Below are 21,534 nucleotides of genomic sequence, written 5' to 3'. Positions count from 1 at the left end.
AGGCTCAGCTACCGCTAGAAATTAAACCGGTTGGTATGTATCTTTCCCGGCCAGAGGCACATCAAGCCCTACTCGCCAGCGGAGCCCAGGGGGAGCAATGTCTGCGAGCACGTTTCAAGTTGAACGAACCGCGTTCAACGGAGAAATGACGGGACGGGACGGCTGGACTTCCACGAGCAGACCCGCCGTCGTCCGACCCACCACCTGGACCACCACCGTTCCCAAGGAGTTGGTGCACCGCGCCGCCGTCGCCGAGGTCATGCTCACCGACTGGGCGCGCCTGGACGACACCCACTTCACGGTGACGGCGCAGTGGCCCCGCGGCCACAGCTTCTACACTCCGGTCCACGGCAGCCATCACGACCCGCTCATTGCCGTCGAGACGTTCCGCCAGGTCGGCGCCCTGCTGGGCCATGCCGAGTTCGGCGTCCCGTTCGGGCACCAGTTCCTGCTCAGGGACCTCAGCATCGCGGTGGAGCCCCAGCAGCTCGAGATGGGCTGGACGCCCGCCTCCGTCGACATCGCCGTCACTTGCACCGACGTCAAACGGCGCGGCAACCAGCTCTCGAGCCTGCGCTACGAGGCCGTGATCCGCCGCGACGGTCGACTGGCCGCGACGGCCGCTGCCAGCTACACGTGCATCTCTCCTGCGGTCTACCGTCGGCTGCGCGGCGACCGCGCCGTGAGCGGCGAACAGCGGCAGCTGCCGCTCACCGCCCCAGCGGCCCCGCAGAGCGTCGGACGCCTGTCGCCCATGGACGTCGTCCTGTCCCCGACCGACAGGCCGGACCGCTGGTACCTGCGAGCGGACACCCGACACCCCGTGCTCTTCGACCACCCTGTCGACCACATACCCGGCATGGTGCTGCTCGAGGCCGCCCGCCAGGCCACTTCCGCCGTGCTGGGACGCTGCTCCTTCCTTCCTCTCAGCCTGGACAGCACCTTCGAGCGGTACACCGAACTGGATGCTCCCTGCATCATCGAGACGCACGAACTCCCCAAAGGGGTGGTCCCCGAAGGACGGGAGGCCATCCGGGTGACCGGCCACCAGAACGGCCATCGCGTCTTCAGCTCCATCGTGACCGCGGGGTTGTGCGACCTCTGACCGGCCGCCGACCCCGCCGTCGGCATCACGTCGACACGAAAGCGCGCAGGTGATCCCTCGCCCACCCGCGGAAGGAGCCGGCAGGCCGGCCGAGCAGTGCGGGGACCGTCGGGTCCACCCGGGCCTTCGCTCCGGCACGCTGCCGCTCCGCGCCGGCCAAGAGCGCCTCCACGAGGTCTCGCGGATAGCGCTCGCCCAGTGCGGTACGTGCCTGCTGCGGACCCAGTTCCTCGAAACGCAGCGGACTTCCCAGCAGCTCGGCGAGCTGGGCGGTCTGCTCGGCCGCAGTGAGCGCCTCGGGCCCCGTCAGCGTGTAGGCGCGGCCCGCATGCCCTTCCCGGGTGAGGGCGTGCACCGCCACGTCCGCTATGTCCCGCGGATCGACGCAGGCGTTGCCCGAAGGCCCGCCCAGGGCCCGCACCACGTGGTCCGAGCGGACGGACGCCGCCCAGGACAGGGCATTGGACATGAACGAGCGCGGGCGCAGCAGCGTCCACTCCGTCCCGGAGCCGCGCAACAGCTCCTCGTTCCTGCGCTGCCAACGGGTGATCAGGTCATCCGCCCCGGGATCCTCCACGGCCGCGGCGGAGAGCTTCACCACGCGCCGTACGCCGGCCGACCGCGCGGCGTGGAGGAAGGCCGCGTCGTCGTCCCCCCCGACCCGGCTGGTCACCAGAAGGGCGGTGCCCACCCCGCGCAGGGCCCGTACGAGCGACGCGGGGTCCCGATAGTCGCCGTGGACTCGCTCGGCCGTCGCGGACGCCCCCGTGACACGCTCCGGTTCCCTGGCCATGACGCGCACCGGCAGCTCGGCGGGGAGCCGCCGGACCACTTCCCGCCCGACCGTCCCCGTGGCGCCTGTGACAAGAAGCATGTTTCCTCCCTGACCTGACGTTTTCCTCCGCCGCTATCGGCCGAAGATGGTTACCCGCTGTAAGATACGAACTGAGCGGTTTTTTACTGACGCACCACCACAGCAGGGAGGAGCCAGAGTGGCTGAGCAAGTCCGGGCCATCCGTACACGGCAGGCGATCCTTTCTGCGGCAGCCAAGGTCTTCGAGGATTCCGGGTACCAGGCGGCCACGATCTCCCAGATCCTCACCGCGGCCGGGGTGACCAAGGGAGCCCTGTACTTCCACTTCCAGTCGAAGGAAGACCTGGCGCAAGGCGTACTCGCCGAGCAGGATCAGCGGATCATGGTCCCCGACCGCACCTCCAAGGTGCAGGAGATCCTGGACATGGTGATGCTGCACGCCTACCGCCTGCAGACGGATCCCATGGTGCGCGCCGGCGTACGGCTGACCATGGACCAGCTTGCGCAGGGCCTCGACCGCAGCGGCCCGTTCGTGCGCTGGGCCGAGGTCGTCACCGCTGCGCTTCAGAAGGCCCAGGAGCAGGGCGAGCTGCTGCCGCACGTCGTGCCGTCCGAGACCGCCGACATCATCGTGGGCTCGTTCGCCGGGGTCCAGTCCATGTCCCAGGCCATCTGCGACTACCGCGACCTGGCGGTCAGGGCCTCCGCACTGATGCGGCACCTGCTGCCCAGCATCACCGTGCCCTCCGTCCTGGCCTCGCTCGACCTCACCGAGTCCCGGGGAGCCACCGTCTACGCCGAGGCCCTCAAGGCGGCGAACGAGCTGGAGAGCGCGGGCGCCATCGCCTGAGCGGCCGGTCGCAGCCCCCGGCTCCGTCACGGGCGCCCCGCGCGGGCGCCCGCGCCGAAGTACGCCGACAGCGCGACGGCCAGGTCGTCGCCGCCCGGTGCCCACGCGATGTAGCCGTCGGGCCGCACCAGCAGCGCCTGGTACGGCACGTCGGGGGTGGCCCGGGCGCGCACGACGCGCAGGATCCGCTCCCGGCCCCGCGCTTCCTCGCGGTAGCCGCTGCCCTGCTCGCCGAAGAGCAGCAGCAGCGGCCGGCCGTCCTGCAGGAGCCCGATCACGTCGGTCTCGCCGGTCGCGGTGGTGAGCGCGACGTTGTGCAGGAACCTTCCTTCGCCGGCGGCGGGCCGCCCGGCACGCTCCGGGAGCACCGTGTCCTGGGCACTGATGATGCCGCTGAGGTGCCCGGTGGCCCGGTCCGCCGCCAGCAGACCCGTGAACACCCCGCGCAGGGCGTCGGCCTCGGGCCCCGGCCGCATCAGGGCGAGCTGGGCCCGCGTGTTGTCGATGACCCGCCGGGCGACCGGCCGGCGCTCCGGGTCGTAGGTGTCGAGCAGGTCCCGGCCCGCCTCACCGCGCACGGCGAGCGCCAGCTTCCAGCCCAGGTTGAGGGCGTCCAGCACTCCGGTGCTCAGGCCCTGCCCGCCGATCGGGAAGTGCACGTGCGCCGCGTCCCCCACGAGGAAGACCCGTCCCGCCCGGAAGGTCGTGGCCAGCCGGGTGAAGTCGCTGAACCTGCCGAGCCAGCGCGGCTCTTCCATCTCGATCTCGCGTCCGGCGATCCAGGCCACCTCCCGGCGCAGCTCCTCCAGGGTGGGCGGCAGGTGCCGGTCCGAGTGCGCCCCGGTGCAGTTGAGCGTCCGGATGTGCGTCATGCCCTCGGGGTCGCGCTTGACCACGAGCCAGCCGCGGGGCGTACGGTGCCAGCCCGCGGCCAGTGCATCCGGGTCGGCGAGCGTGACGGCCCCCATCAGGGCCGACACCGTTGCCGGATGGGTGTCGGAGCCGATGCCCGCCCGCTCGCGGACCATGCTGCGGGCCCCGTCGGCCCCCACCACGTACCGGGCGGTGCAGACGGCCGGCCCGGCCGGCCCCTCGGCCGTGATCCGCACCCCGTCCGGCTCCTGGGACAGCCCGGTCACCCGGTGCTCGCGCAGGATCCGTGCGCCCGCGGCGCGGGCGCGCCCCTCGAAGAGGCGCTCGAGCTGCGCCTGCGGGCACTTGAGGATCGGCTCCGGCTCGTTCTCGGGAGCCGTGATGACCAGGCCGGGCAGACCCGCGAAGTGGAAGGGGCTGGCGCCCGCGGCACGGTCGTACGGGGCCGTCGGCGCCGGCAGGTGGCCGCGGCGGGCCAGGCACTGCACCGCCCGGGCGTGCAGTGTGGTCGCCTTGGGGCGCTCGGACACCTCGGCCGCCGATTCGAGGACGACCGTGTCGACTCCGTACGCGGCCAACTCTGCGGCCACGAGCATCCCGACGGGCCCCCCGCCGACCACCGCCACCTGCGCCTCTATCCGGCGTTCCCCCTGCACAGCGGTGCCCTCCCGTTGGCCCATGTCCCGTACGGCAGCGAAAATATACCGGCTGTGCTGTTTTTTTTCACGCTCCGGGGCAAAAACAGCCCCGTCGGCGATGCGGCACAGGTCAGGGGCGGAGCTCGCGCACCGCCGAGGACATGGGGCCGCCCTCCGAGCGCTCGGTCTTGCGGCCCTTGATGCCCGGCGCCAGCGTCCGGGCGTCCACGGCTTCCGCCGGCGCCCCCCGCGCGTACAGCCCGTCGGGGGCGGTGTCCCGGTCGTGGGGCAGCAGCCAGAACACGCGGCGCCGGAAGGTGCCGGAGGAGCGCGACGGTTTGGCCTTCGGCCCCAGCAGGGCGTAGCCGACCATCCGGCCGTCACGGTGGTACGCGGGCCTGCCGCGCCGGGTCGGCAGCCGGTCCAGGCTCTGACGGACGTAGTCGAGCCGGCTGATGTCCTCGAGCCAGACGAGGTCCACTTCGTGGACGATCTCGTCTTCTGCGATGAGGGCGCTCATGCTGTCTCCTCGTCCGCGAGCAGGCCGATGCCCGGGTAGTACTTGCGCTGGTTGGACAGGATCATTTCCTTCGGCGAGGCCAGTCCCACCACCTCGCGAACGCGCGCCGCGAAGGCCCGGGAAGAGATCGCAGGGGCCCCCTCATTCTGGCACCAGCCCCTGTAGGCCGCGTACAGCTGCGCTTGCTCCGCCCGCAGATCGGCCTCGAGGCGGCAGGTCTCGCCGATGAAGCGCCCGGTGTGGTCCTCGGTCTCCGCGTACGCCGTGGTCGCGATGCGCACCCGCTCGGGGCCCGTGAGGTCCTTGTCGCCGCCGACGTACCGACGGGCGCCCTCGATCAGCCAGTTGAGGATGCCCGGACCCTCCTGGGTGACGAGGACGTCCGCCAGGTTGTCTATCTTGCGGTCGTCGGAGACGACCCGCTCGAACGGGATCAGCCGCATCCGCCGCCAGAACGCGAACCCGCCGGTGCCCACCTCGGGCCGGTGGTTGCCCAGCAGCCACATCTTGTGCGTCGGCTCGAAGCTGAAGAAGTCCTGCCGCATCCTGCGCGCCTTGATGCGGTCGCCGCCGGTGAGCAGTTTGACGCGGGCCTCGTCGAAGCGGTCGCCCGGCTTGACCTCGCTGCACACGATCACGCGCCGGCCGTGCAGCTCGGCGAGGTCGGTCGGGTGCCCCTCGTACGGCCGTGACATCAGGAACCCGGGGGGCGCCGCGTCCGCGTAGTCCCCGAGCAGCTTCATCAGCACGTCCAGCAGCACGGACTTGCCGTTCTTGCCGGACCCGAACAGGAACGGCATGACCTGGGCGCCGACGTCCCCGGTGACGGAGTAGCCGAGCAGCAGCTGCAGGAAGCCGATCATCTCCGCGCCCTCCGGCCCCTCGCCGAAGGTGTCCGTCAGGAAGCTGTTCCAACGCGGCGTGGGCATCGGCTGCGGCGCCGCCGAGGTGGAGCGGGAGTGGAAGTCCTTCGTGGGCTCGGCGGGGCGTATGTGCCCGGTGCGCAGGTCCACGACGCCCGCGGGGGTGCACAGCGCGTACGGATCGGCGTCCAGCCGGGCCGCGTTGAGCACCATGCCCGGGGCGGACTTGGCCTGGGTGAGCATCGCGTTCATCCCGCTGGTGCTGAGCGTGCGGCGGCGGTGCTGCTGGAGCGCGGCCGGGGTGTAGACGCCGCGGGGGTCGGTGGTCGCGATGGACTCCGCGAGGTCGCCCGCGGACCACATCACGGTGTCGTCCTCGTCGATCTGCCAGCGCGTGCCGTCCCAGCGGAACCAGCCGATCCCGGGAACGTGCCGGTAGTCGTTGCGGTAGAGCTTGACGAACAGCTTGGCGTTGCCGCGGTCGGTGAGGGTGTCCGGCAGCAGTCCGTCCGCCGTCGCCTCGCCGTCCGCGGCCGGGGACGGCGGGGCAGCCGGGGCAGCGCCCGCCACCTCCCGGCCGGCAGAGCTCCCCCTGGACTCCACCGGCTCCCGGGGAGCGGGGACGGGCTGCGCAAGGATCTGGGCGGCGACGGCCTGCACGTCGAAGCCGGACAGCATGCTGTCGTTCTCCACGCTCACACGCGGCCTCGGAGGGCCAGCGGACGTGCCAGTCCCGCGCTGAGCCCGCCACGGATGATGGCGCGGCAGCGGTGCTCCTGCCCCGGGCGGGCCAGCTCGGCCGCATCCTGCAGGGCCCGCAGGACCTCGGCCTCGCCGGCGTGCCCGGCGGCGACGAGCCCGCCGGCCGTGAAGGCGGCGCGGTTCAACTTCTCGGAGAACGCGGCCCCTTCGGGTATGGCGGCGCAGGCTGCGACTTCGGCGAGCACCCCTGCCAGGACCTTCTCCGACGCACCGCGTCCCCCGCCCGCAGCGATCACGGCCTGCCGGGCGCGCGGCGGTACGGGACGGGCCCCGTGGGCGGCCGCGGAGGGCAGGTGCCCGGTGCGTTCCAGTTCCCGGGCGAGCCAGGCCGGCAGCGGCGCAGGCACGCGCGTGGCCCCCACGGGCCGGTAGACGCCCGCCGGGGTCACGGTCCCCGGAGCCACGATGTACCCGCCGTGCGCCCGTACGTCGACCTGCCAGGCCAGGGCCCGGCCACCGCCCGATCCCGCGGAGCACTGCCACCGGTGGCCTCCGGCGTTGCGGTACCAGACGTGCAGGCCCCCGGAGGGCGTACGCACGCGCAGGGTCGACTCGTCGTCCGCCGGACTGGCGGCGCCCCGCAGAGCCGCCAGCACGCCCAGGGTGTGGAAGCCGTTGGCCAGCCCGGTCAGGTCGACCGTGTCGGCTATCCCGACACCGGGCAGGAGCCGTTCACGGTCGGGGAGTTCGCGCGCGTGCGCGTCGATGTCGATGACGACCAGGCCCGCGGGGCCCGTGGCGACACCGACCCCGAGGTCAGGGCGAGCACCCCACCACTGCTCGATCCGTTCGGAGTCGAGCGTGGCTGCATGGAATCCATGGCACGAGCGGCCCGCCCGGAGGCAGTCGCACGCCCCCCGGTTGTGGCCCGGAGTGCGGCACGCGTCGCAGTTGCCCACCGGCGTCTTGCGACCCGGGGCAAGGGGGTGAACCGGCCACCCCTGACGCGCACACCATCTGGCAGTCGTCAGAGGCTGCGACGCGACCGGTGCAGCTCTGGTGAACTGCCGTGGGTCGCTGCGCGAAACCCGCAGCTCAGCTGCCATTCACTTCCCCCATCAGCGACTGAAGCGACTCAACGCCCAAAATCAGATTATCGAAACCCCTGAGGGACGAGAGGCATATGAGCCAGAACAGGTGTACGTGTCCACAGAGAGCCCCAGCGACCGAGCGACTGACCGGTCAGCTACCGAATCTCTTTCAGTCGCTCGCCGAGTAGCTCACAGAACACCAGGTCACAGGCCTGCGCAAGGCAGAACAGCGACCGAAGCGACTCAAGTCGCCTATATATGACGCACACGCGCACACACGCGCACGCACGCCAATGTCTCCATATACCTGAGCCTTCAGTCGCTTCAGTCGCTGCCGCACCCGCATCAGCCCTCTGACCTGCATCTTTCCCCGGCCACGCCCAGCGACCCAGCGATCGTTCAGTCGCTCCCGTTCAGTCGCTGCCCCCGCACCCGCCCCTTCCGGGCCGCTCGAGCCCGCCTGGGCCGGGGATTTAGCAGGAAGCAAGCGACGTGAGTCAACGCGTCGTGGCGAGCAGGGACCGGAGCTCCTGCGCGTAGGCCCTGGGGTGCGTGGTGTTCCCGTTGTGCCCGCCCGGGAAGGTCCGTATCCCGGCACCCAGGAGGTCCGCCAGTTCCACGGCGCACCGGTGGTCGAACACCCCGGCCGGCGTCCCGGCACCGACCGCCGGGATGATCCGGGTCTGCGTGCGGGTCAGTTCGGCCGGGTCGAGGGTGTCCCCGATGACCGCCGAGAAGTCGTGCTCGATGAAGTAGTCGAAGTTGGCGCGGCGCTGGGCGTCGATCGGCTGCGGGGTCAGGCCCGGCTCGGCGTCCTGCCGGGAGGGGTCTATGCCCACCACCCGGGCCATCTCCGCAAACACCCCGCCGAGCCCGCCGGCCCGGTACAGCTCCTGCAGCCCGGCGAGCTCCGCCTCGTGACGGCTCCGCAGCTCCGCGGGCAACAGCAGCGGGGACACCGGCTCGTGGGCCACCAGGGTGCTCACCTGCCCCGGATACCGCACGGCCACATGCAGCCCGATCAGGGCGCCCATGCTGCATCCCAGCATCAGAGCGGGCTCGTCGGTGACCGCCGCCAGCAGCCGGTGCACGTCCTCGGCGTGCTCCGCGAGCGACGTGGTCCGCCCGGGCTCCTCTAGGCGGCTGCGGGAGAGGCCGCGCCGGTCGTACGTCAGGACCCTGAACGCGTCGGTGAGATGGGGGACCATGTCGACCGTGCGGTCCGCATCCCCCTCTCCGCTCTGCGCGATGAGCAGCAGCGGGCCGGAGCCTTGGACCTGGTAGTGCAGCGTGGCGCCGGCCACCGCCACGATCCCCGTGGTGGTGTTGCTGCTGCTCTGAACGGTGTTGGACATGACGACTCCCCCAAGATGTCTGCCGCAACGGCCTTCGCCCGCTGCTCTGCGACCAGCCTAATCCATCGAAACAGATACATCAAGAGAGATGTATCCACCTTGATGTATCTTGCCTCCATGGATGGAATCGAACTGTTCCTGCTGGGCCGCGCCCTGATGAAGCTCGGCGAGGAAGCCCTGCCCGAACCCCCCGGCGGACCGGGCCAGTACGCGGGCAGCACCCGCTCCGTGGTCATCGTCGCCGGGGACATCGCCGCGCACCCCGACACCACCGTCGGCGAGACGGCCCAGCGCACCGGGCTGCCCCAGAGCCAGGTCTCCACCGCCGTAGCCCGCCTGCGCGAGGCCGGTTCGGTCCGGACGGCCCCCGACCCCGCCGACCGCCGCCGCACGCTGGTCAGCCCGTCCCCGACGGTCTCCGACCGCGTGGCCGCCGTCCGGGCCGCGGGCTCCTCCAAGGTCGAGGAGGCCCTCGCGAAGGCCCTCGGCACCACCGAGGCCGCCCGCCTCCCGGAGGTGACCGAGGCCCTGGAGCTCCTGGCCCGGCACCTGGTCCGGGAAGCCCGCTAGGCCGCCCCGGGCACCGGGCACCGGGCGCAAGCCCCGCGCCCGGGGCACGGGCCCCGCGCCCCGGCCCGCGCCCTCAGCCCTCCTGCGGCCCGAACTCCCCCGTCAGCAGGAGCTTCTTCTGCGGCTTGCCCATCGCGTTGCGCGGAACCGCCGGCACGAACCGCACCTCGCGCGGCCGCTTGTGCACGGACAGGTTCGCGGCGACGAACTCCGTGAGCTCCGCGCCCGTCACCCCCTCCGCGACGACGAAGGCGACGATCCGCTGCCCCAGGTCCGGGTCCGGCACCCCCACCACCGCGGCCTCGCTGACCTTGGGGTGGTCCAGCAGGGCGTTCTCGATCTCCCCGGCGCCGATCCGGTAGCCGCCGGACTTGATCATGTCGATGGAGGCCCGCCCCACGATCCGGTGCACCCCGTCCGCCTCGTCGACGGCCGCGATGTCGCCCGTACGGAACCACCCGTCCTCGGTGTACGCGGCCGCCGTGGCCTCCGGACGGCCCAGGTATCCCGCGAACAACGTCGGACCGGTCAGCTGGAGTTCCCCGATCTCGGCACCCGGCTCGGCCGCGACCCGGGTCAGGATCCCCGGCAGCGGGGTGCCGACCGTACCGGGCCGGACCTCGCCGCCAGCGCGCCCGCTGACGGTGATCAGCGTCTCCGTCATCCCGTACCGCTCCACGGGCCGCAGCCCGGTCAGCCGCTCCAGGTCCCGGAAGACCGGCGCGGGCAGCGCGGCGCTGCCCGAGACCAGCAGCCGGGCCCCGGACAGCGCGGCCGCGGCCTCCGGAGCCCCGGCGATACGGGACCACACGGTCGGCACCCCGAAGTACAGGCTCCCGCCCGCCGCCGCATACGCCTCGGGCGTCGGCCGCCCGGTGTGCACGAGGCGGCTGCCGGTGCGCAGGGCCCCGAGCACGCCGAGCACGAGCCCGTGCACGTGGAACAGCGGCAGCCCGTGCACGAGCGTGTCCTCGGCGCTCCACTGCCAGGCTCCGGCGAGCGCGTCCAGGTCGGCGGCGAGCGCCGCGCCGGTCAGCAGCACGCCCTTGGGCGCGCCCGTGGTCCCGGAGGTGTACAGCACCAGCGCCGGGTCCTCGGGCGCGGCGGCGGGCCCGTTCCAGTCGGAGCGCCGGGCGAAGTCCACGTCCACGAGCACCGCGCCGGAGTCCCGCAGGATGTGCTCGCGCTCGGCGGGCCCCGCATCGGGCGGCAGCGGTACGAACGGCACCCCGGCCAGCAGCCCGCCGACCATGGCGGCGACGGTCTCCAGGGAGGCCGTCGCCGTCACCGCGAAGGCCTTCGCCCCGGCCACGTCGGCGGCCACCGCGCGCGCCGCGCCGAGCAGTTCCTCGTACGAGGCGGTCCGCCCCGCGACGCCGATCGCGTCCCTCCGGTCCCCGTACACCCCGTCCAAAGCGGTCAGCACGGTCACGGTCACGTCCCCCTCGGTGTTGCTCAGGCCTGGTCGGCCCCAGGCTACGGCCCGGCTCCCGCCCACCGGGCAACACCGGCCCGCCTGCACTCGAGGCGGAGTCGAAGCCCGCCGCCGCGCGCGCCGCGCAGCAGCGCTGCGCCCCACCGCCCCCGCACGGGGCCCGGAGCCGAAGCCCCGGGCCCCGCCCGGTCAGATGACGCCCTGCGCCAGCATCGCGTCCGCGACCCGCTCGAACCCGGCGATGTTCGCGCCGGTGACGTAGTCGCCCGGTGCCCCGTACCGCTCGGCGGTCTCGTACGCGACGGCGTGGATCGAGCGCATGATGCCCGCGAGCTCGTCCTCGACGCGCTGCGCGCTCCAGGCCACCCGGCCGGCGTTCTGGCTCATCTCGAGGGCGCTGACCGCCACCCCGCCCGCGTTGGCCGCCTTGCCGGGCCCGAACGCGACCCCGGCCTCCTGCAGGATCCGCACGGCCTCGGGAGTGGTCGGCATGTTGGCGCCCTCGGAGACCGCCTTGACCCCGCCCGCGACGAGCGTACGGGCGTCCTGCGCGGCCAGTTCGTTCTGCGTGGCGGAGGGGAAGGCGACGTCCGCCGGCACCTCCCAGACCCGCCCGCCGGGCACGAACCGTGCCGAGGACCCGCGCCGCGCCGCGTACTCGCTCACGCGCCCGCGCTCGACCTCCTTGATCTGCTTGAGCAGCGCCAGGTCGATGCCCTTCTCGTCGACGACGTAGCCCTTCGAGTCCGAGCAGGTCAGCGGGTTCGCGCCGAGCTGCTGCAGCTTCTCGATCGTGTACAGAGCGACGTTGCCGGAGCCGGAGACCACCGCGGTCAGCCCGTCCAGCGACTCGCCGCGGACCGCCAGCATCTCGGCGGCGAACAGCACGCTGCCGTAGCCGGTCGCCTGCGGCCGGATCGCGGAGCCGCCCCACCCCTGGCCCTTGCCGGTCAGGACGCCGGCCTCCCAGCGGTTGGTGATGCGCCGGTACTGGCCGAAGAGGTAGCCGATCTCGCGGCCGCCCACGCCGATGTCCCCCGCGGGCACGTCGGTGTGCTCGCCGATGTGCCGGTGCAGCTCGGTCATGAAGGACTGGCAGAAGCGCATGACCTCGGCGTCCGACCGGCCGTGCGGGTCGAAGTCGCTGCCGCCCTTGCCGCCGCCGATCCCCAGGCCGGTCAGGGCGTTCTTGAAGATCTGCTCGAAGCCCAGGAACTTCACCACGCCGATGTCCACCGACGGGTGGAAGCGCAGGCCGCCCTTGTACGGGCCGAGCGCACTGTTGAACTCGACGCGGTAGCCGCGGTTGACGTGGACGCGGCCCCGGTCGTCCTGCCACGGGACGCGGAAGAGGATCTGGCGCTCGGGTTCCGTGAGCCGCTCCACCAGGGCCACGGCCGGGTCGGCGTACTCGGGCCGGGCGGCGAAGACGGGGGCCAGGGTCTCGAGGACCTCCCGCACCGCCTGGTGGAACTCGGGCTGTGCGGGGTTGCGGCGCTCGATCTCGGCCCGCAGGTCTTCCAGCCTGTCCTTCGAGTCCTTCACGTGTGTCCCTCCAGGGAGTGCGCGGTGCGTAAACGACGGCAGGTGCATGGTGCCTGCTGAGGGAGTCGTTCCGGGGAGCGGTTCCGTTCCCCGGACGGCGCACATCCCGTGAATCCTCGCGAATCCCCCGCGACACGTGGCCACGCTGCCCCTACGATCGGCAGCCTTGACGATTCGATGACCCGTGCATGAGCGCGAACAGACCATGCGCAGACCACCAACAGGGGGAAACGGACGTGGACATCGCAGGGCTCGTCTCGCTCATCGCCGCGACGATCACGACGGGCCTGATGGCGGGCCTGTTCTTCGCCTTCGACGTCTCGGTGATGCCGGCGCTGGGGCGCTCGGACGACCGGACGTTCATCTCGGTCATGCAGCGCGTCAACGTCGCCATCATCAACGGCTGGTTCATGACCGGCTTCCTCGGCTCCCTGCTCTTCACGGGCCTCGCGCTGGCCCTGTACCTCGCCTCCGGCGCAGGTGAGGTGGCGCCGCCGCTGATCGGTGCGCTCGTCGCGTACGCCCTCCAGCTCGGTGTCACCGGCAGGGTCAACATCCCGCTCAACAACGCCCTGGACCAGGCCGGCCCCGTCGAGCGGATCGCCGATCCGGCCGCCGTCCGCCGCGCCTTCGCTTCGCGCTGGGTGCCGGCCAACCGCTGGCGGACGCTGCTGTGCACGATCGCCCTGGGCTGTCTGGCCTGGGCCCTCGTACTGCACGGACGCCTCTGAGGCCGCTGCGGCCGCTGCGGCTCAGCGCGCGGTGGCCCGCCCGTACAGCACCAGCGCCCGCGCGAGGGCCGTCAGCGCCGCCGTGCAGAGCAGGGTACGGATGATGTTCGTGGTCACCCAGGTCCCCTTGAACTTGTCCACGATCGAGAAGTCGGTCAGCTTCGCCGCATCGCCCGCGTCGGCGAGCTCGTTGTTCAGCGGGATGTTCACGGTGAAGGTGATCACCAGCACGACGAGGTAGAGGGCGGCCGCCGCCGCCACCCAGACCGCCACCCCGCGCCGGCCCTTGCGGTACTCGACGACCGCCGAGGCGACGGCGGCGAGCAGGGCCACCACGAAGGCGGTGCCGAACAGCCCGCTCCCGTCGATGACCGCGTTGAAGTTCTGCATCGCGGTGACGTACGTCCGCTCGTCGCCCCGCGCCAGTCCCGGCATCACCGAGACGTCGAAGGCGAAGAACAGGCCCGCCATCAGGCCCACGAGCACGGTCGAGACCATGAGCAGGACGGTCGCGATCCGGTTGCTGCCGCCGGCTGTGTTCGTCTGCACGAGAGGCTCCCATCTGGTCGATCCGGTCGATGTGGTCGAGCTGGAGACGTACTGCCACAGGTTCTGGTCTGATCTCGAAATTTCCGGTGTCCGCGCAGGACACGCCCTCGGTAGGGTGCGGCCATGAGCACCTCCGCACTCCGCCTGGAGCCGGTCACCGCAGCCAACTTCGACGCGGTGTGCGCGGTACAGGTCCGCCCCGACCAGGCCCACCTCGTCTCCCCCGTGGTCAAGTCCCTGGCCGAGGCCTACGTCCACGGGGACACCGCCTGGCCGCGCGCAGTCGTCGACGGCGACGAGGTCGTCGGCTTCGTCATGGCCTTCGTCGACATCGCCTGGGCCCCGGAGCGGGACCCGGCCGACATCCGCTCGGGCATCTGGCGCCTGAACGTCGGCGCCGCCCACCAGGCCAAGGGCTACGGCCGCTTCGCGGTCCGGGCCGTCACCGCCGAGCTCCGGCGCCGCGGCGCCGACCGCGCGTACGTCACCTGGGAGCCCGGCCCCGGCACGCCCGAGCCGTTCTACCGGGGCCTCGGCTTCCGCCTCACCGGCGAACTGAGCGGCGGCCAGACCGTCGGCGTACTGGACCTGCCGGACGGTGCCTAGGTCCCGTCCGGCAGGACCACCGTGCGCGGGGGCCCGGCGCCCGCCGGCGCGGCGACGAGGGCGGCGGCCCCCGTACGGAACTCCTGCGGGCTGACCCCGCGGACCCGCTTGAACGCCGTCGACAGCGCGAACGCCGAGCCGTAGCCCACCCGTCGGGCCACCGTCGCCACCGTGGCGTCCGGCTCCCGCAGCAGATCGGCCGCCAGGGCCAGGCGCCACCCCGTCAGGTACGCCATCGGCGGCTCCCCGACCAGGTCCGTGAACCGCCGCGCCAGCGAGGCCCGGGAGACCCCGGCCTTCTGCGCGAGCTCCTCCACCGACCAGCCGTGGGCCGGGTTCTCCTGCAGCAGCCGCAGCGCCCGCCCGACCACCGGATCGCCCTGCGCCCGGTACCAGCCCGGGGCCCCCGACCCCGGGTCCGCGAGCCACGTACGCAGCACCCCGATCAGCAGCAGGTCCAACAGCCGGTCCAGGACCAGCTCCTGGCCCGGCTCGTCCCGGGAGATCTCCGAGGCGAGCAGCCCGATCAGCGTGGTGTCCGCGGCCGCCGCCGGCCGGACCAGCACCGTCGGCAGCGCGCCCAGCAGCCGGCGGCCGATCTCGCTCGGCGCCTGGTAGGTGCCGCTCAGCATCACCGCCGACCCGGCGTCCTGGAACTCCGCGCCCCAGGTCCGCACGCCCAGCGCCATGGTCTCGCTGACGTCCTCGCCCGCCTGCGTGCTGCACCGCTGCTCCGCATCCACCGTGATCTGCACCGGCGTCCCGGGGGCGTCCGCCAGCGTGTACGCCTCGGGCCCCCGTACGACGGCCACGTCCCCGGGGCCGATCAGCACCGGCGTGCCCCCGTCGGGGAGCAGCCAGCCGTCCCCGTGCACCATCGTGACCACCGACAGCGGGGCCCGGTCCTCGATCCGCACCGACCACGGCGGGTTGAAGACGGACTTGAGGAGGAAAGCGCCCCGGGCCTTGGGGCCTTCGAGGAGGCCGCTCAGCGTGTCCATGGGGCCATCCTCTCCCGGCGACCTGCCCCGCAACAGGGACTCAGACGTCCCAGGCACCGGTCGCCGCCGCCTCGCGGGCGAACTCGGCGAAGTCCTTCGGCTTCCGGCCGAGCACCTCCTCCACCCCGTCCACCAGATGCGCGTTGCGCCCGTCCAGGATCAGCGTGAACAGATCGGCGAACTCCTGCGGCAGGCCGTGCTCGCGCAGCACCGCCCGGTACGCCTCCTGGGAGACGGGGACGTACGCGATCGTGCGCCCCGTCGCCTTCGACAGCTCGGCGGCGACGTCGGTGAAGCTGATCAGCCGCGGCCCGGACAGCTCGTACGTCCTGCCGATGTGCCGGTCGTCGCTCAGCGCGGCCACCACCACGTCCGCGATGTCGTCGGCGTCGACGAAGGCCTCCACGGCGTCCGCGGTCGGCAGGGCGATCTCCCCCGCCCGTACGGGCTCCAGGAAGAAGCTCTCGTCGAAGTTCTGGTTGAACCAGCTGGACCTGACGACCGTCCAGTCGGCCCCGGACGCCTTCAGGCTCTCCTCGGCGCGCTGCGCGGCCTCCTCGCCCCGGCCGGACAGCAGGACCAGCCGGCGCGCCCCGGCGGCCACGGCCGCCTGCGAGAACGCGCCGATCTGCTCGGCGGCCCCGGGGAAGGCGAGGTCGGGGTAGTAGGTCACGTACGCCCGGTCGACGCCCTCCAGCGCCGGGCCCCAGGTGACGGGGGCGTTCCAGTCGAAGGCGGGGGCTCCGGTACGCGAGCCGATCCGGACCGGGCGGTCCTGGAGCCGGAGCTTCTCCGCGACGCGCCGGCCGGTCTTCCCGTTGCCCCCGATGACCAGGGTGGCGGGGCCGGCGGGCTTCGTGTTCTGCGGTGTCTGTGTCATGCCTCCAGTCAAGCCCGGCGCCGCGAGACGGAACATCGCCGAAAAGCTCAGCTCCATACGCGTACGTCCACCGGCGGCCTGTTCCTCAGGCCCGCCCGGCGTCCTCGCCGAGGGTGTGCGCGACCAGGGCGTTGGCGTGGCCGTGCCCCACCCCGTGCTCCGCCTTGAGCCAGGAGACGAGCTCCATGTGCTTGGTCAGCGGAGAGGACCGGATGAGGTCCTTCCATTCCGCGACGGGGCGTCCGTACTTCTTCTCGATCGAAGGGAAGTAGCTGGCGGGGCCCTTCACCGGCTCGCTCATGTCTGTGGTGCTCCTCGTCCGTACGTCGTGCTTCGCTGTCACAGAGGTAGACGCCGGCCCCGCCCGAAACTCATCGCCCGCGGCCAAAAAAGCTGTGGAACAACCACTTGAACGACCATCGGAACAACCTTCCGAGATTCGCTCACATGGCCGATCGCGTCACCTCAACTATGGTCGAGATCAACTCATGTGATCACATGGCGGTATGACCCCCACGAGGACGCTCTACCTGCTCTGCTCCGCCGCCCCGCCCGTCTTCGACGTGGCCCACGTCATCGAGGACGCCCAGTCCCGCGGCTGGGACGTCTGTCTCGGCCTCACCCCGACCGCCGCGCACTGGCTCGCGGGAAGCCTCGACGGCCTGGCCGCGCTGACCGGCCACCCCGTGCGCTGGCAGTACAAGCTCCCCGGCGAGCCCGACGTATGGCCGGCCGCCGACGCCCTGCTCTTCGCCCCGGCGACCTTCAACTCCCTCAACTCCTGGGCCCTCGGCCTCACCGACCGCTTCGCCGTCGGCGTCGCCGCCGAGGCGATCGGCAAGGGCACCCCCGTCGTCACCATGCCCTGCACGAATGCCGCTCTCGCCGCGCACCCTCAGTTCGACCAGTCCCTGGCCACCCTGCGCGGCGCCGGCGTCAGCGTCCTCTACGGCGAGGACGGCTTCGTTCCCGGCCCGGCCGGCCCCGACGCCCCGTCCCACTTCCCGTGGCCGCTGGCCCTCACCGCCCTGGACGCCGTGACCGCCCCGCACACCTCCTGAGGGCGCCGGCTACTCCCCGGTCACGCCGTCGATCGCCTCGCGCAGCAGGTCCGCATGCCCGTTGTGCCGGGCGTACTCCTCGATCATGTGGGCCAGGACGTAGTGCAGCGAGTACGCCTCGTCGCCGTAATGCCCCGTCACATCGAGCGAACCGGCGGCGTCCACGATCGCCCGGGACCGCGCGCAGGTCTCCTCCCAGACCTTGAACGACTCGGCCGGGTCCGCGTCCTCGACGTGGAAGTCCGTCCACTCCCCGGCCTCGTTCTTCGGGAAGTAGCTCCGTACGTCCTCGCCGTTCAGGACGTTGCGGAACCAGCCCCGCTCGACCTCCGCCAGGTGCCGCACCAACCCGAGCAGGGACAGCCCGGACGGTGCGACGGCCTTGCGCCGCAACTGCTCGTCCGTCAGCCCCGCGCACTTCATCATCAGGGTGTCCCGCTGCCACTGCAGAACGCTGGTCAGGGTGGCGCGCTCGTCGCCCACCAGCACGGGCCGGGTCCGCTGTTCATCGATCATCGCCCGATGATCACAGCCGTACGGTCTCCCGTACCCGCAGTTTCACATGCCGGACCGCAGCTCCCGGAAGAACGCCCGGATGTCCGCGACCAGCAGCTCCGGCCCCTCCATCGCGGGAAAGTACCCACCCCGGTCGTACGAGGTCCAGCGCACGACGGCGCCGGTGCGCGCGGCGACGTGCCGCAGCGGAATGGAGTGGTCCCGGGGGAAGTCGGCCAAGGCAGTCGGCGTGGCCGACACCTCGGGCGGCGCATGCGCGCGCTCGTAGGAGATCCGCGCGGCAGACCCGGTGGTCCCGGTCCCCCGAGCGGCATCCCGCAAGCCCGCCCCCGCCCGGCAGCTCATCGGGCCACCGCACCCGATCCAGCCGCTCGGCCACATCCACCCGAGACGCCTGCGCCCACTCCCCAAAACCACTCGGGCGGGCATGCCAAGCCCACCCACCGTTAACGCCGTTAATGCCGACGGCCACTCCGGGCGGACCGTTAACGGCGTTAACGCCGGCGCCCCGCCCGGAGGGCCCACGCCATTAACGGCGTTAACGCCCCGGCGCGGGTCCGCCCGAGCGTTAACGCCGTTAACGGTCGGAGCCGCCGAGCCCAGCGGGCACCCTCACCGCCGAAGGGCCCGACCCGGGGCCTGAACCGTTAACGCCGTTAATGCCCGGGGCCGGCCCGAGCGCAGACCGTTAACGCCGTCAACGCCGGATGCCCGACCCCGCGAGGCCCGTTACGCCCGGACGCCGCCCCGAGGCCCGGGGACCGTTAACGCCGTTAATGCCGACGCCCACCCCGGGCGGACCGTTAACGCCGTCAACGCCCACCGCCCTTCCGGCGGCAGACCGTTAACGCCGTTAACGCCGAAGGCTGACCGCCCCCTTGCCCTCCCGCTCCCGCAACGCCCGTACCACCGGCCCCGTCACCGCCGTCGTCACCAACGCCATCAGCACCAGCGCCGTGAACAGCTCCGCCCCGATCACCCCGAGCCCCAGCCCCACGTTCAGCACCACCAGCTCCGTGACCCCCCGGCAGTTCATCAGCGCGCCCAGCGCCACCGCGTCCCGCACCGGCTGCCCCGCCAGCAACGCCGCCCCGGTCCCCCCGCCCCACTTCCCGGCGACCGCGACGACCAGCACCGCCCCCGCCCACCACCACGCTGTCCCGCCACCCAGCAGCCCCACGTCCGTCTTCAGCCCGCTCCCGACGAAGAACAGCGGCAGCAGCACCGGCACCGCGAACTCCCGCATCCGCTCCGCCGCCTGCTCGACGACCGCCGTCCTCGGTACCACCGCCCCGAACACGAACGCCCCGAACAGCGCGTGCACGCCCATCGCATGGGTGGTGTACGCCGCCAGGCAGACCCCACTGCACAACCCCACGACCCCACCGGCACCGGCACCCGCACCGGAGGCGGAAGGATCGCTGCCCCACCGCCCCATCCCCCACCCGAGCACGGGCCGCACCCCCCACCACATCCCCGCGAGGAACACCCCGGTCAGCACCCCCATCCCGACGATCCCCCGAGCGCCCCCGCCCCCTCCCCCCAGCGGTTGCGCCATGGCCACCACCAACGCCAGCAGGCACCACGCCACCACGTCGGCCACTGCCGCACACGCCATCGCCAGCGCCCCCACCGGCGTCCCGTACAGCCCCTGGTCCTTCAGGATCCGCGCCAGCACCGGGAACGCCGTCACGCTCATCGCGACGGACACGAACAGCACGAACTCCGCCCGCCCGACCCCCTCCGGCGCGAACGACCCGTACATCGCCAGCGCCAGCAGACTCCCGAGCCCCAGCGGGATCCACACGCTCGCCTGGCTCACCACCACCACGGCCCGCCCGCGTCCCCGCAGCAGCCCGACATCAAGCTCCAGGCCTACCAGGAACATGAACACCAGCAGCCCCAGGTTCCCCAGCACCTCCAGGTACGGAAGGACCTCGCCCGGCAGCAGCCACCGGCTCCCCGCCGGCCAGAGCCGCCCCAGCAGCGACGGCCCCAGCAGGATCCCCACCAGAATCTCGCCGACCACGGCCGTCTGTCCGAGCCTGCGCATCACGCCGGCCGCCACACCGCACGCGAGAACGACGACGGGTACGGCAATCAGCACGGCTCCGAGCGGATCACGTGACGCTCCCACCGCCACAGGCTTCCGCCGAGGCCGCCGCCCCGGCAACGAACCGCCCCACACTTCCAGGAGTCGCGGCGTCCACACCGTTAACGCCGTTAACGCCGCGAGCCCGCCGCCGAAAGAAATTTCCCCGAGCCGGTCACACTTCCGTCCGCCCATCCGTCAGTGCAGTGAAGACAACGAAGCGAAGCCAACCGCGCAGCACCGCACCCACCCACGGGAGAACGCAATGACCGCACGCATGGGGAACCCCGCCCTCGTCGTCCCCGGCGCCATGGCCGGCCTCACGGCCATCGGCAAGGCCGTCGTCGCCACCGGCGTCAGCGAGCGCACCCTCGAGCTCGCCCACATCCGGGCCAGCCAGATCAACGCCTGCGGCGTCTGCCTCGACATGCACCCCCGGATAGCGAAGAAGCTCGGCGAGACCGACGAGCGGATCCACGCGATCGCCGGCTGGCGCGACACCCCCTACTTCACGGACGCCGAGCGCGCCGCCCTCGCCCTGGCGGAGGCCGTCACCCGTGTCGCGGACCGCAGCAATGCGGTCCCGGACGAGGTCTACGACGAGGCGGCGAAGCACTACGACGAGCAGCAGCTCGCCGCCCTCATCCTCTCCATCTCCACGGTCAACGTCTGGAACCGCCTCAACCTGGCCACCCGCCAGCAGGCCGGCACCCCTTGGTCCTAACCCCCACCCCCGCGGACCGTTAACGGCGTTAACGCCGTTAACGGTCCCCCCTCCGCTAAAAAGTACTTGTCGACTGGTTTTTTTTACCGCCGCCCCACTAGATTGACCTTGTACGACCTCCGCCGCAGCGACGACCACAGCTCGCACCCCGGCAACAGGCACCAACCGCCAGGCAACTGCGGGCGGCAAGCAAGCTGCAGGGAGACACCATGGCAAGGGCACGCCAGGAACGCGCCGAGATCACGCGGCAGGCGATCCTCGACGGCGCAGCCATCGCCTTCGACCGCTTCGGCTTCGGCGGCGCCAGCCTCAGCGACGTGGTCAAGCACGCCGGCGTCACCAAGGGCGCCCTGTACTTCCACTTCCAGTCCAAGGAAACCCTCGCCCGCGCCCTGATGGACGAGCAGTTCCAGGTCGCCGCAGGCGTCCCCGCCGTGGAGGAACCGGGCCTGCAGACCGTCATCGACCTGACGCACCAGATGGCTCACGGACTGTGCGCCAACGTCCGCATCCGCGCCGGAATCCGCCTGGTCATCGAGTTCGGCTCCTTCACCAATCCGGACCCGACCCCGTACAACGCCTGGATCGACACCGCCCACGGCTGCCTGAAGCCGGCCCAGGAGCGCGGCGACCTCTTCCCGGCGCTCGACGTGTACGACCTCTCGACGCTCCTCGTCGGTTCGTTCACCGGAATCCAGGTCACCTCGCACGTCCGCACCGGCCGCGAAGACCTGCACACCCGGGTCGTCGACCTGTGGAACTTCCTGCTCCCGGGGATCGTGCCCGCGCACCGCATCCCCCGGTTCGACCCGGCGGGCTCGCCCGCGTGCCGGGCCGAACTCGCTCTGTCCGCCCCGGAGTCCGCTGCCGTTCCGGTCGGCTGACGACGTATCCAGGGCGGGGGGGGGGGGGGGGGGGGGGGGGGGGGGGGGGGGGGGGGGGGGGGGGGGGGGGGGGGGGGGGGGGGGGGGGGGGATGGGGGGGGAGGGAGTCGCGACGACACACAATCACCC

The 21,534-nt window shown here is 72.1% G+C and carries 22 protein-coding genes and 1 pseudogene; 8 read left to right on the top strand and 15 right to left on the bottom strand.

The window, feature by feature from the left end:
* Positions 1-145: 145 nt before the first annotated feature.
* Entirely contained in the window at positions 146-1,105 is a 960-nt protein-coding gene (locus tag ACZ49B_RS33765; RefSeq protein ID WP_468313591.1) for a ScbA/BarX family gamma-butyrolactone biosynthesis protein, read from the top strand.
* Between the two features lie 25 nt (positions 1,106-1,130).
* Here ACZ49B_RS33765 and ACZ49B_RS33760 read toward each other — a convergent pair whose 3' ends face one another.
* The gene (locus tag ACZ49B_RS33760; RefSeq protein ID WP_468313589.1) at positions 1,131-1,979 is read right to left on the bottom strand and encodes an NAD(P)H-binding protein; all 849 of its coding nucleotides are present in this window, start codon (positions 1,977-1,979) and stop codon (positions 1,131-1,133) included.
* A 118-nt stretch (positions 1,980-2,097) separates the two neighbouring features.
* Between ACZ49B_RS33760 and ACZ49B_RS33755 the strand changes: the two genes are divergently transcribed.
* A complete protein-coding gene (locus tag ACZ49B_RS33755; protein WP_468313587.1) occupies positions 2,098-2,769 on the top strand; it encodes a ScbR family autoregulator-binding transcription factor in 672 nt (223 codons plus the stop codon).
* A 26-nt stretch (positions 2,770-2,795) separates the two neighbouring features.
* On the opposite strand, the gene ACZ49B_RS33750 is transcribed toward ACZ49B_RS33755, so the two are convergent.
* The 5 genes from ACZ49B_RS33750 to ACZ49B_RS33730 form a co-directional block, all read right to left on the bottom strand.
* On the bottom strand, positions 2,796-4,322 hold the full coding sequence (locus ACZ49B_RS33750; RefSeq protein WP_468313584.1) for an FAD-dependent monooxygenase: 1,527 nt from the start codon (positions 4,320-4,322) through the stop codon (positions 2,796-2,798).
* 88 nt (positions 4,323-4,410) lie between these two features.
* Positions 4,411-4,800, bottom strand: coding sequence for a DUF6009 family protein (locus ACZ49B_RS33745; protein ID WP_468313581.1), 390 nt, complete (start codon positions 4,798-4,800; stop codon positions 4,411-4,413).
* Positions 4,797-6,341 carry a DNA primase family protein gene (locus ACZ49B_RS33740; RefSeq protein WP_468313686.1) on the bottom strand — a complete coding sequence of 515 codons (1,545 nt, stop codon included), beginning with the start codon at positions 6,339-6,341 and terminating at the stop codon, positions 4,797-4,799. Before ACZ49B_RS33740 ends, ACZ49B_RS33745 begins: the two co-directional genes overlap by 4 nt.
* A 17-nt stretch (positions 6,342-6,358) precedes the next feature.
* Entirely contained in the window at positions 6,359-7,471 is a 1,113-nt protein-coding gene (locus ACZ49B_RS33735) for a bifunctional DNA primase/polymerase (protein ID WP_468313579.1), read from the bottom strand.
* Between the two features lie 482 nt (positions 7,472-7,953).
* A complete protein-coding gene (locus tag ACZ49B_RS33730; RefSeq protein WP_468313577.1) occupies positions 7,954-8,811 on the bottom strand; it encodes an alpha/beta fold hydrolase in 858 nt (285 codons plus the stop codon).
* Positions 8,812-8,928: 117 nt separating this feature from the next.
* On the opposite strand from ACZ49B_RS33730, the gene ACZ49B_RS33725 reads away from it, so the two are divergent.
* Positions 8,929-9,381 (top strand): MarR family winged helix-turn-helix transcriptional regulator, encoded by a 453-nt coding sequence (locus tag ACZ49B_RS33725; protein ID WP_468313574.1) that lies wholly within the window; start codon positions 8,929-8,931, stop codon positions 9,379-9,381.
* Positions 9,382-9,454: 73 nt separating this feature from the next.
* On the opposite strand, the gene ACZ49B_RS33720 is transcribed toward ACZ49B_RS33725, so the two are convergent.
* Together ACZ49B_RS33720 and gdhA are read right to left on the bottom strand one after the other, a co-directional pair.
* On the bottom strand, positions 9,455-10,819 hold the full coding sequence (locus ACZ49B_RS33720; protein WP_468313572.1) for an AMP-binding protein: 1,365 nt from the start codon (positions 10,817-10,819) through the stop codon (positions 9,455-9,457).
* Between the two features lie 186 nt (positions 10,820-11,005).
* Entirely contained in the window at positions 11,006-12,409 is a 1,404-nt protein-coding gene (gene gdhA, locus ACZ49B_RS33715; protein WP_468313569.1) for an NADP-specific glutamate dehydrogenase, read from the bottom strand.
* 188 nt (positions 12,410-12,597) lie between these two features.
* On the opposite strand from gdhA, the gene ACZ49B_RS33710 reads away from it, so the two are divergent.
* The gene (locus ACZ49B_RS33710; protein ID WP_468313566.1) at positions 12,598-13,092 is read left to right on the top strand and encodes an anthrone oxygenase family protein; all 495 of its coding nucleotides are present in this window, start codon (positions 12,598-12,600) and stop codon (positions 13,090-13,092) included.
* Positions 13,093-13,113: 21 nt separating this feature from the next.
* Here the strand turns inward: ACZ49B_RS33710 and ACZ49B_RS33705 are convergent, their stop codons facing one another.
* Complete coding sequence (locus ACZ49B_RS33705) at positions 13,114-13,641, bottom strand: anthrone oxygenase family protein (protein ID WP_468313564.1); 528 nt, start codon at positions 13,639-13,641, stop codon at positions 13,114-13,116.
* 123 nt (positions 13,642-13,764) lie between these two features.
* On the opposite strand from ACZ49B_RS33705, the gene ACZ49B_RS33700 reads away from it, so the two are divergent.
* Entirely contained in the window at positions 13,765-14,247 is a 483-nt protein-coding gene (locus ACZ49B_RS33700; RefSeq protein ID WP_468313561.1) for a GNAT family N-acetyltransferase, read from the top strand.
* Here ACZ49B_RS33700 and ACZ49B_RS33695 read toward each other — a convergent pair.
* The 3 genes from ACZ49B_RS33695 to ACZ49B_RS33685 all read right to left on the bottom strand — a co-directional run bounded on the left by ACZ49B_RS33695 (position 14,244) and on the right by ACZ49B_RS33685 (position 16,429).
* Positions 14,244-15,248 carry an AraC family transcriptional regulator gene (locus ACZ49B_RS33695; RefSeq protein ID WP_468313558.1) on the bottom strand — a complete coding sequence of 335 codons (1,005 nt, stop codon included), beginning with the start codon at positions 15,246-15,248 and terminating at the stop codon, positions 14,244-14,246. The genes ACZ49B_RS33700 and ACZ49B_RS33695 overlap by 4 nt on opposite strands.
* A gap of 40 nt (positions 15,249-15,288) precedes the next feature.
* Positions 15,289-16,128 carry an NmrA family NAD(P)-binding protein gene (locus tag ACZ49B_RS33690; protein WP_468313555.1) on the bottom strand — a complete coding sequence of 280 codons (840 nt, stop codon included), beginning with the start codon at positions 16,126-16,128 and terminating at the stop codon, positions 15,289-15,291.
* Positions 16,129-16,213: 85 nt separating this feature from the next.
* Positions 16,214-16,429 (bottom strand): DUF4287 domain-containing protein, encoded by a 216-nt coding sequence (locus tag ACZ49B_RS33685; RefSeq protein WP_468313551.1) that lies wholly within the window; start codon positions 16,427-16,429, stop codon positions 16,214-16,216.
* Positions 16,430-16,634: 205 nt separating this feature from the next.
* On the opposite strand from ACZ49B_RS33685, the gene ACZ49B_RS33680 reads away from it, so the two are divergent.
* Positions 16,635-17,189 carry a flavoprotein gene (locus ACZ49B_RS33680; RefSeq protein WP_468313548.1) on the top strand — a complete coding sequence of 185 codons (555 nt, stop codon included), beginning with the start codon at positions 16,635-16,637 and terminating at the stop codon, positions 17,187-17,189.
* Between the two features lie 9 nt (positions 17,190-17,198).
* On the opposite strand, the gene ACZ49B_RS33675 is transcribed toward ACZ49B_RS33680, so the two are convergent.
* The 3 genes and pseudogenes from ACZ49B_RS33675 to ACZ49B_RS33665 form a co-directional block, all read right to left on the bottom strand.
* Positions 17,199-17,705: a DinB family protein gene (locus ACZ49B_RS33675; RefSeq protein WP_468313545.1), complete on the bottom strand. Its 507-nt coding sequence runs from the start codon at positions 17,703-17,705 to the stop codon at positions 17,199-17,201.
* Positions 17,706-17,747: 42 nt separating this feature from the next.
* A pseudogene (locus ACZ49B_RS33670) lies at positions 17,748-18,005 on the bottom strand (epoxide hydrolase); the annotation flags it as partial.
* 553 nt (positions 18,006-18,558) lie between these two features.
* Complete coding sequence (locus ACZ49B_RS33665) at positions 18,559-19,812, bottom strand: cation:proton antiporter domain-containing protein (protein ID WP_468313541.1); 1,254 nt, start codon at positions 19,810-19,812, stop codon at positions 18,559-18,561.
* Positions 19,813-20,062: 250 nt separating this feature from the next.
* Here ACZ49B_RS33665 and ACZ49B_RS33660 point away from each other — a divergent pair, with 250 nt between their 5' ends.
* Both ACZ49B_RS33660 and ACZ49B_RS33655 read left to right on the top strand, forming a co-directional pair.
* A complete protein-coding gene (locus ACZ49B_RS33660) occupies positions 20,063-20,521 on the top strand; it encodes a carboxymuconolactone decarboxylase family protein (RefSeq protein WP_266674195.1) in 459 nt (152 codons plus the stop codon).
* Positions 20,522-20,730: 209 nt separating this feature from the next.
* Positions 20,731-21,405 carry a ScbR family autoregulator-binding transcription factor gene (locus ACZ49B_RS33655; protein WP_468313538.1) on the top strand — a complete coding sequence of 225 codons (675 nt, stop codon included), beginning with the start codon at positions 20,731-20,733 and terminating at the stop codon, positions 21,403-21,405.
* Positions 21,406-21,534: the final 129 nt, after the last annotated feature.

The organism is Streptomyces sp. NPDC031132 (assembly GCF_055570595.1).
Note: the sequence above shows the minus strand (reverse complement) of the source record. Positions and strands in the feature narration are given on the sequence as shown.

Bases quoted from the DNA above. Each gene is read 5' to 3' on its own strand.
- ACZ49B_RS33660 (WP_266674195.1), top strand. From the start codon at position 20,063: ATGACCGCACGCATGGGGAACCCCGCCCTCGTCGTCCCCGGCGCCATG.
- ACZ49B_RS33700 (WP_468313561.1), top strand. From the start codon at position 13,765: ATGAGCACCTCCGCACTCCGCCTGGAGCCGGTCACCGCAGCCAACTTC.
- ACZ49B_RS33675 (WP_468313545.1), bottom strand. From the start codon at position 17,705: ATGATCGATGAACAGCGGACCCGGCCCGTGCTGGTGGGCGACGAGCGC.
- ACZ49B_RS33765 (WP_468313591.1), top strand. From the start codon at position 146: ATGACGGGACGGGACGGCTGGACTTCCACGAGCAGACCCGCCGTCGTC.
- ACZ49B_RS33735 (WP_468313579.1), bottom strand. From the start codon at position 7,471: ATGGCAGCTGAGCTGCGGGTTTCGCGCAGCGACCCACGGCAGTTCACC.
- ACZ49B_RS33750 (WP_468313584.1), bottom strand. From the start codon at position 4,322: ATGGGCCAACGGGAGGGCACCGCTGTGCAGGGGGAACGCCGGATAGAG.
- ACZ49B_RS33695 (WP_468313558.1), bottom strand. From the start codon at position 15,248: ATGGACACGCTGAGCGGCCTCCTCGAAGGCCCCAAGGCCCGGGGCGCT.
- ACZ49B_RS33685 (WP_468313551.1), bottom strand. From the start codon at position 16,429: ATGAGCGAGCCGGTGAAGGGCCCCGCCAGCTACTTCCCTTCGATCGAG.
- ACZ49B_RS33725 (WP_468313574.1), top strand. From the start codon at position 8,929: ATGGATGGAATCGAACTGTTCCTGCTGGGCCGCGCCCTGATGAAGCTC.
- ACZ49B_RS33740 (WP_468313686.1), bottom strand. From the start codon at position 6,341: ATGCTGTCCGGCTTCGACGTGCAGGCCGTCGCCGCCCAGATCCTTGCG.
- ACZ49B_RS33655 (WP_468313538.1), top strand. From the start codon at position 20,731: ATGGCAAGGGCACGCCAGGAACGCGCCGAGATCACGCGGCAGGCGATC.
- ACZ49B_RS33680 (WP_468313548.1), top strand. From the start codon at position 16,635: ATGACCCCCACGAGGACGCTCTACCTGCTCTGCTCCGCCGCCCCGCCC.
- ACZ49B_RS33745 (WP_468313581.1), bottom strand. From the start codon at position 4,800: ATGAGCGCCCTCATCGCAGAAGACGAGATCGTCCACGAAGTGGACCTC.
- ACZ49B_RS33690 (WP_468313555.1), bottom strand. From the start codon at position 16,128: ATGACACAGACACCGCAGAACACGAAGCCCGCCGGCCCCGCCACCCTG.
- gdhA (WP_468313569.1), bottom strand. From the start codon at position 12,409: ATGCACCTGCCGTCGTTTACGCACCGCGCACTCCCTGGAGGGACACAC.
- ACZ49B_RS33730 (WP_468313577.1), bottom strand. From the start codon at position 8,811: ATGTCCAACACCGTTCAGAGCAGCAGCAACACCACCACGGGGATCGTG.
- ACZ49B_RS33760 (WP_468313589.1), bottom strand. From the start codon at position 1,979: ATGCTTCTTGTCACAGGCGCCACGGGGACGGTCGGGCGGGAAGTGGTC.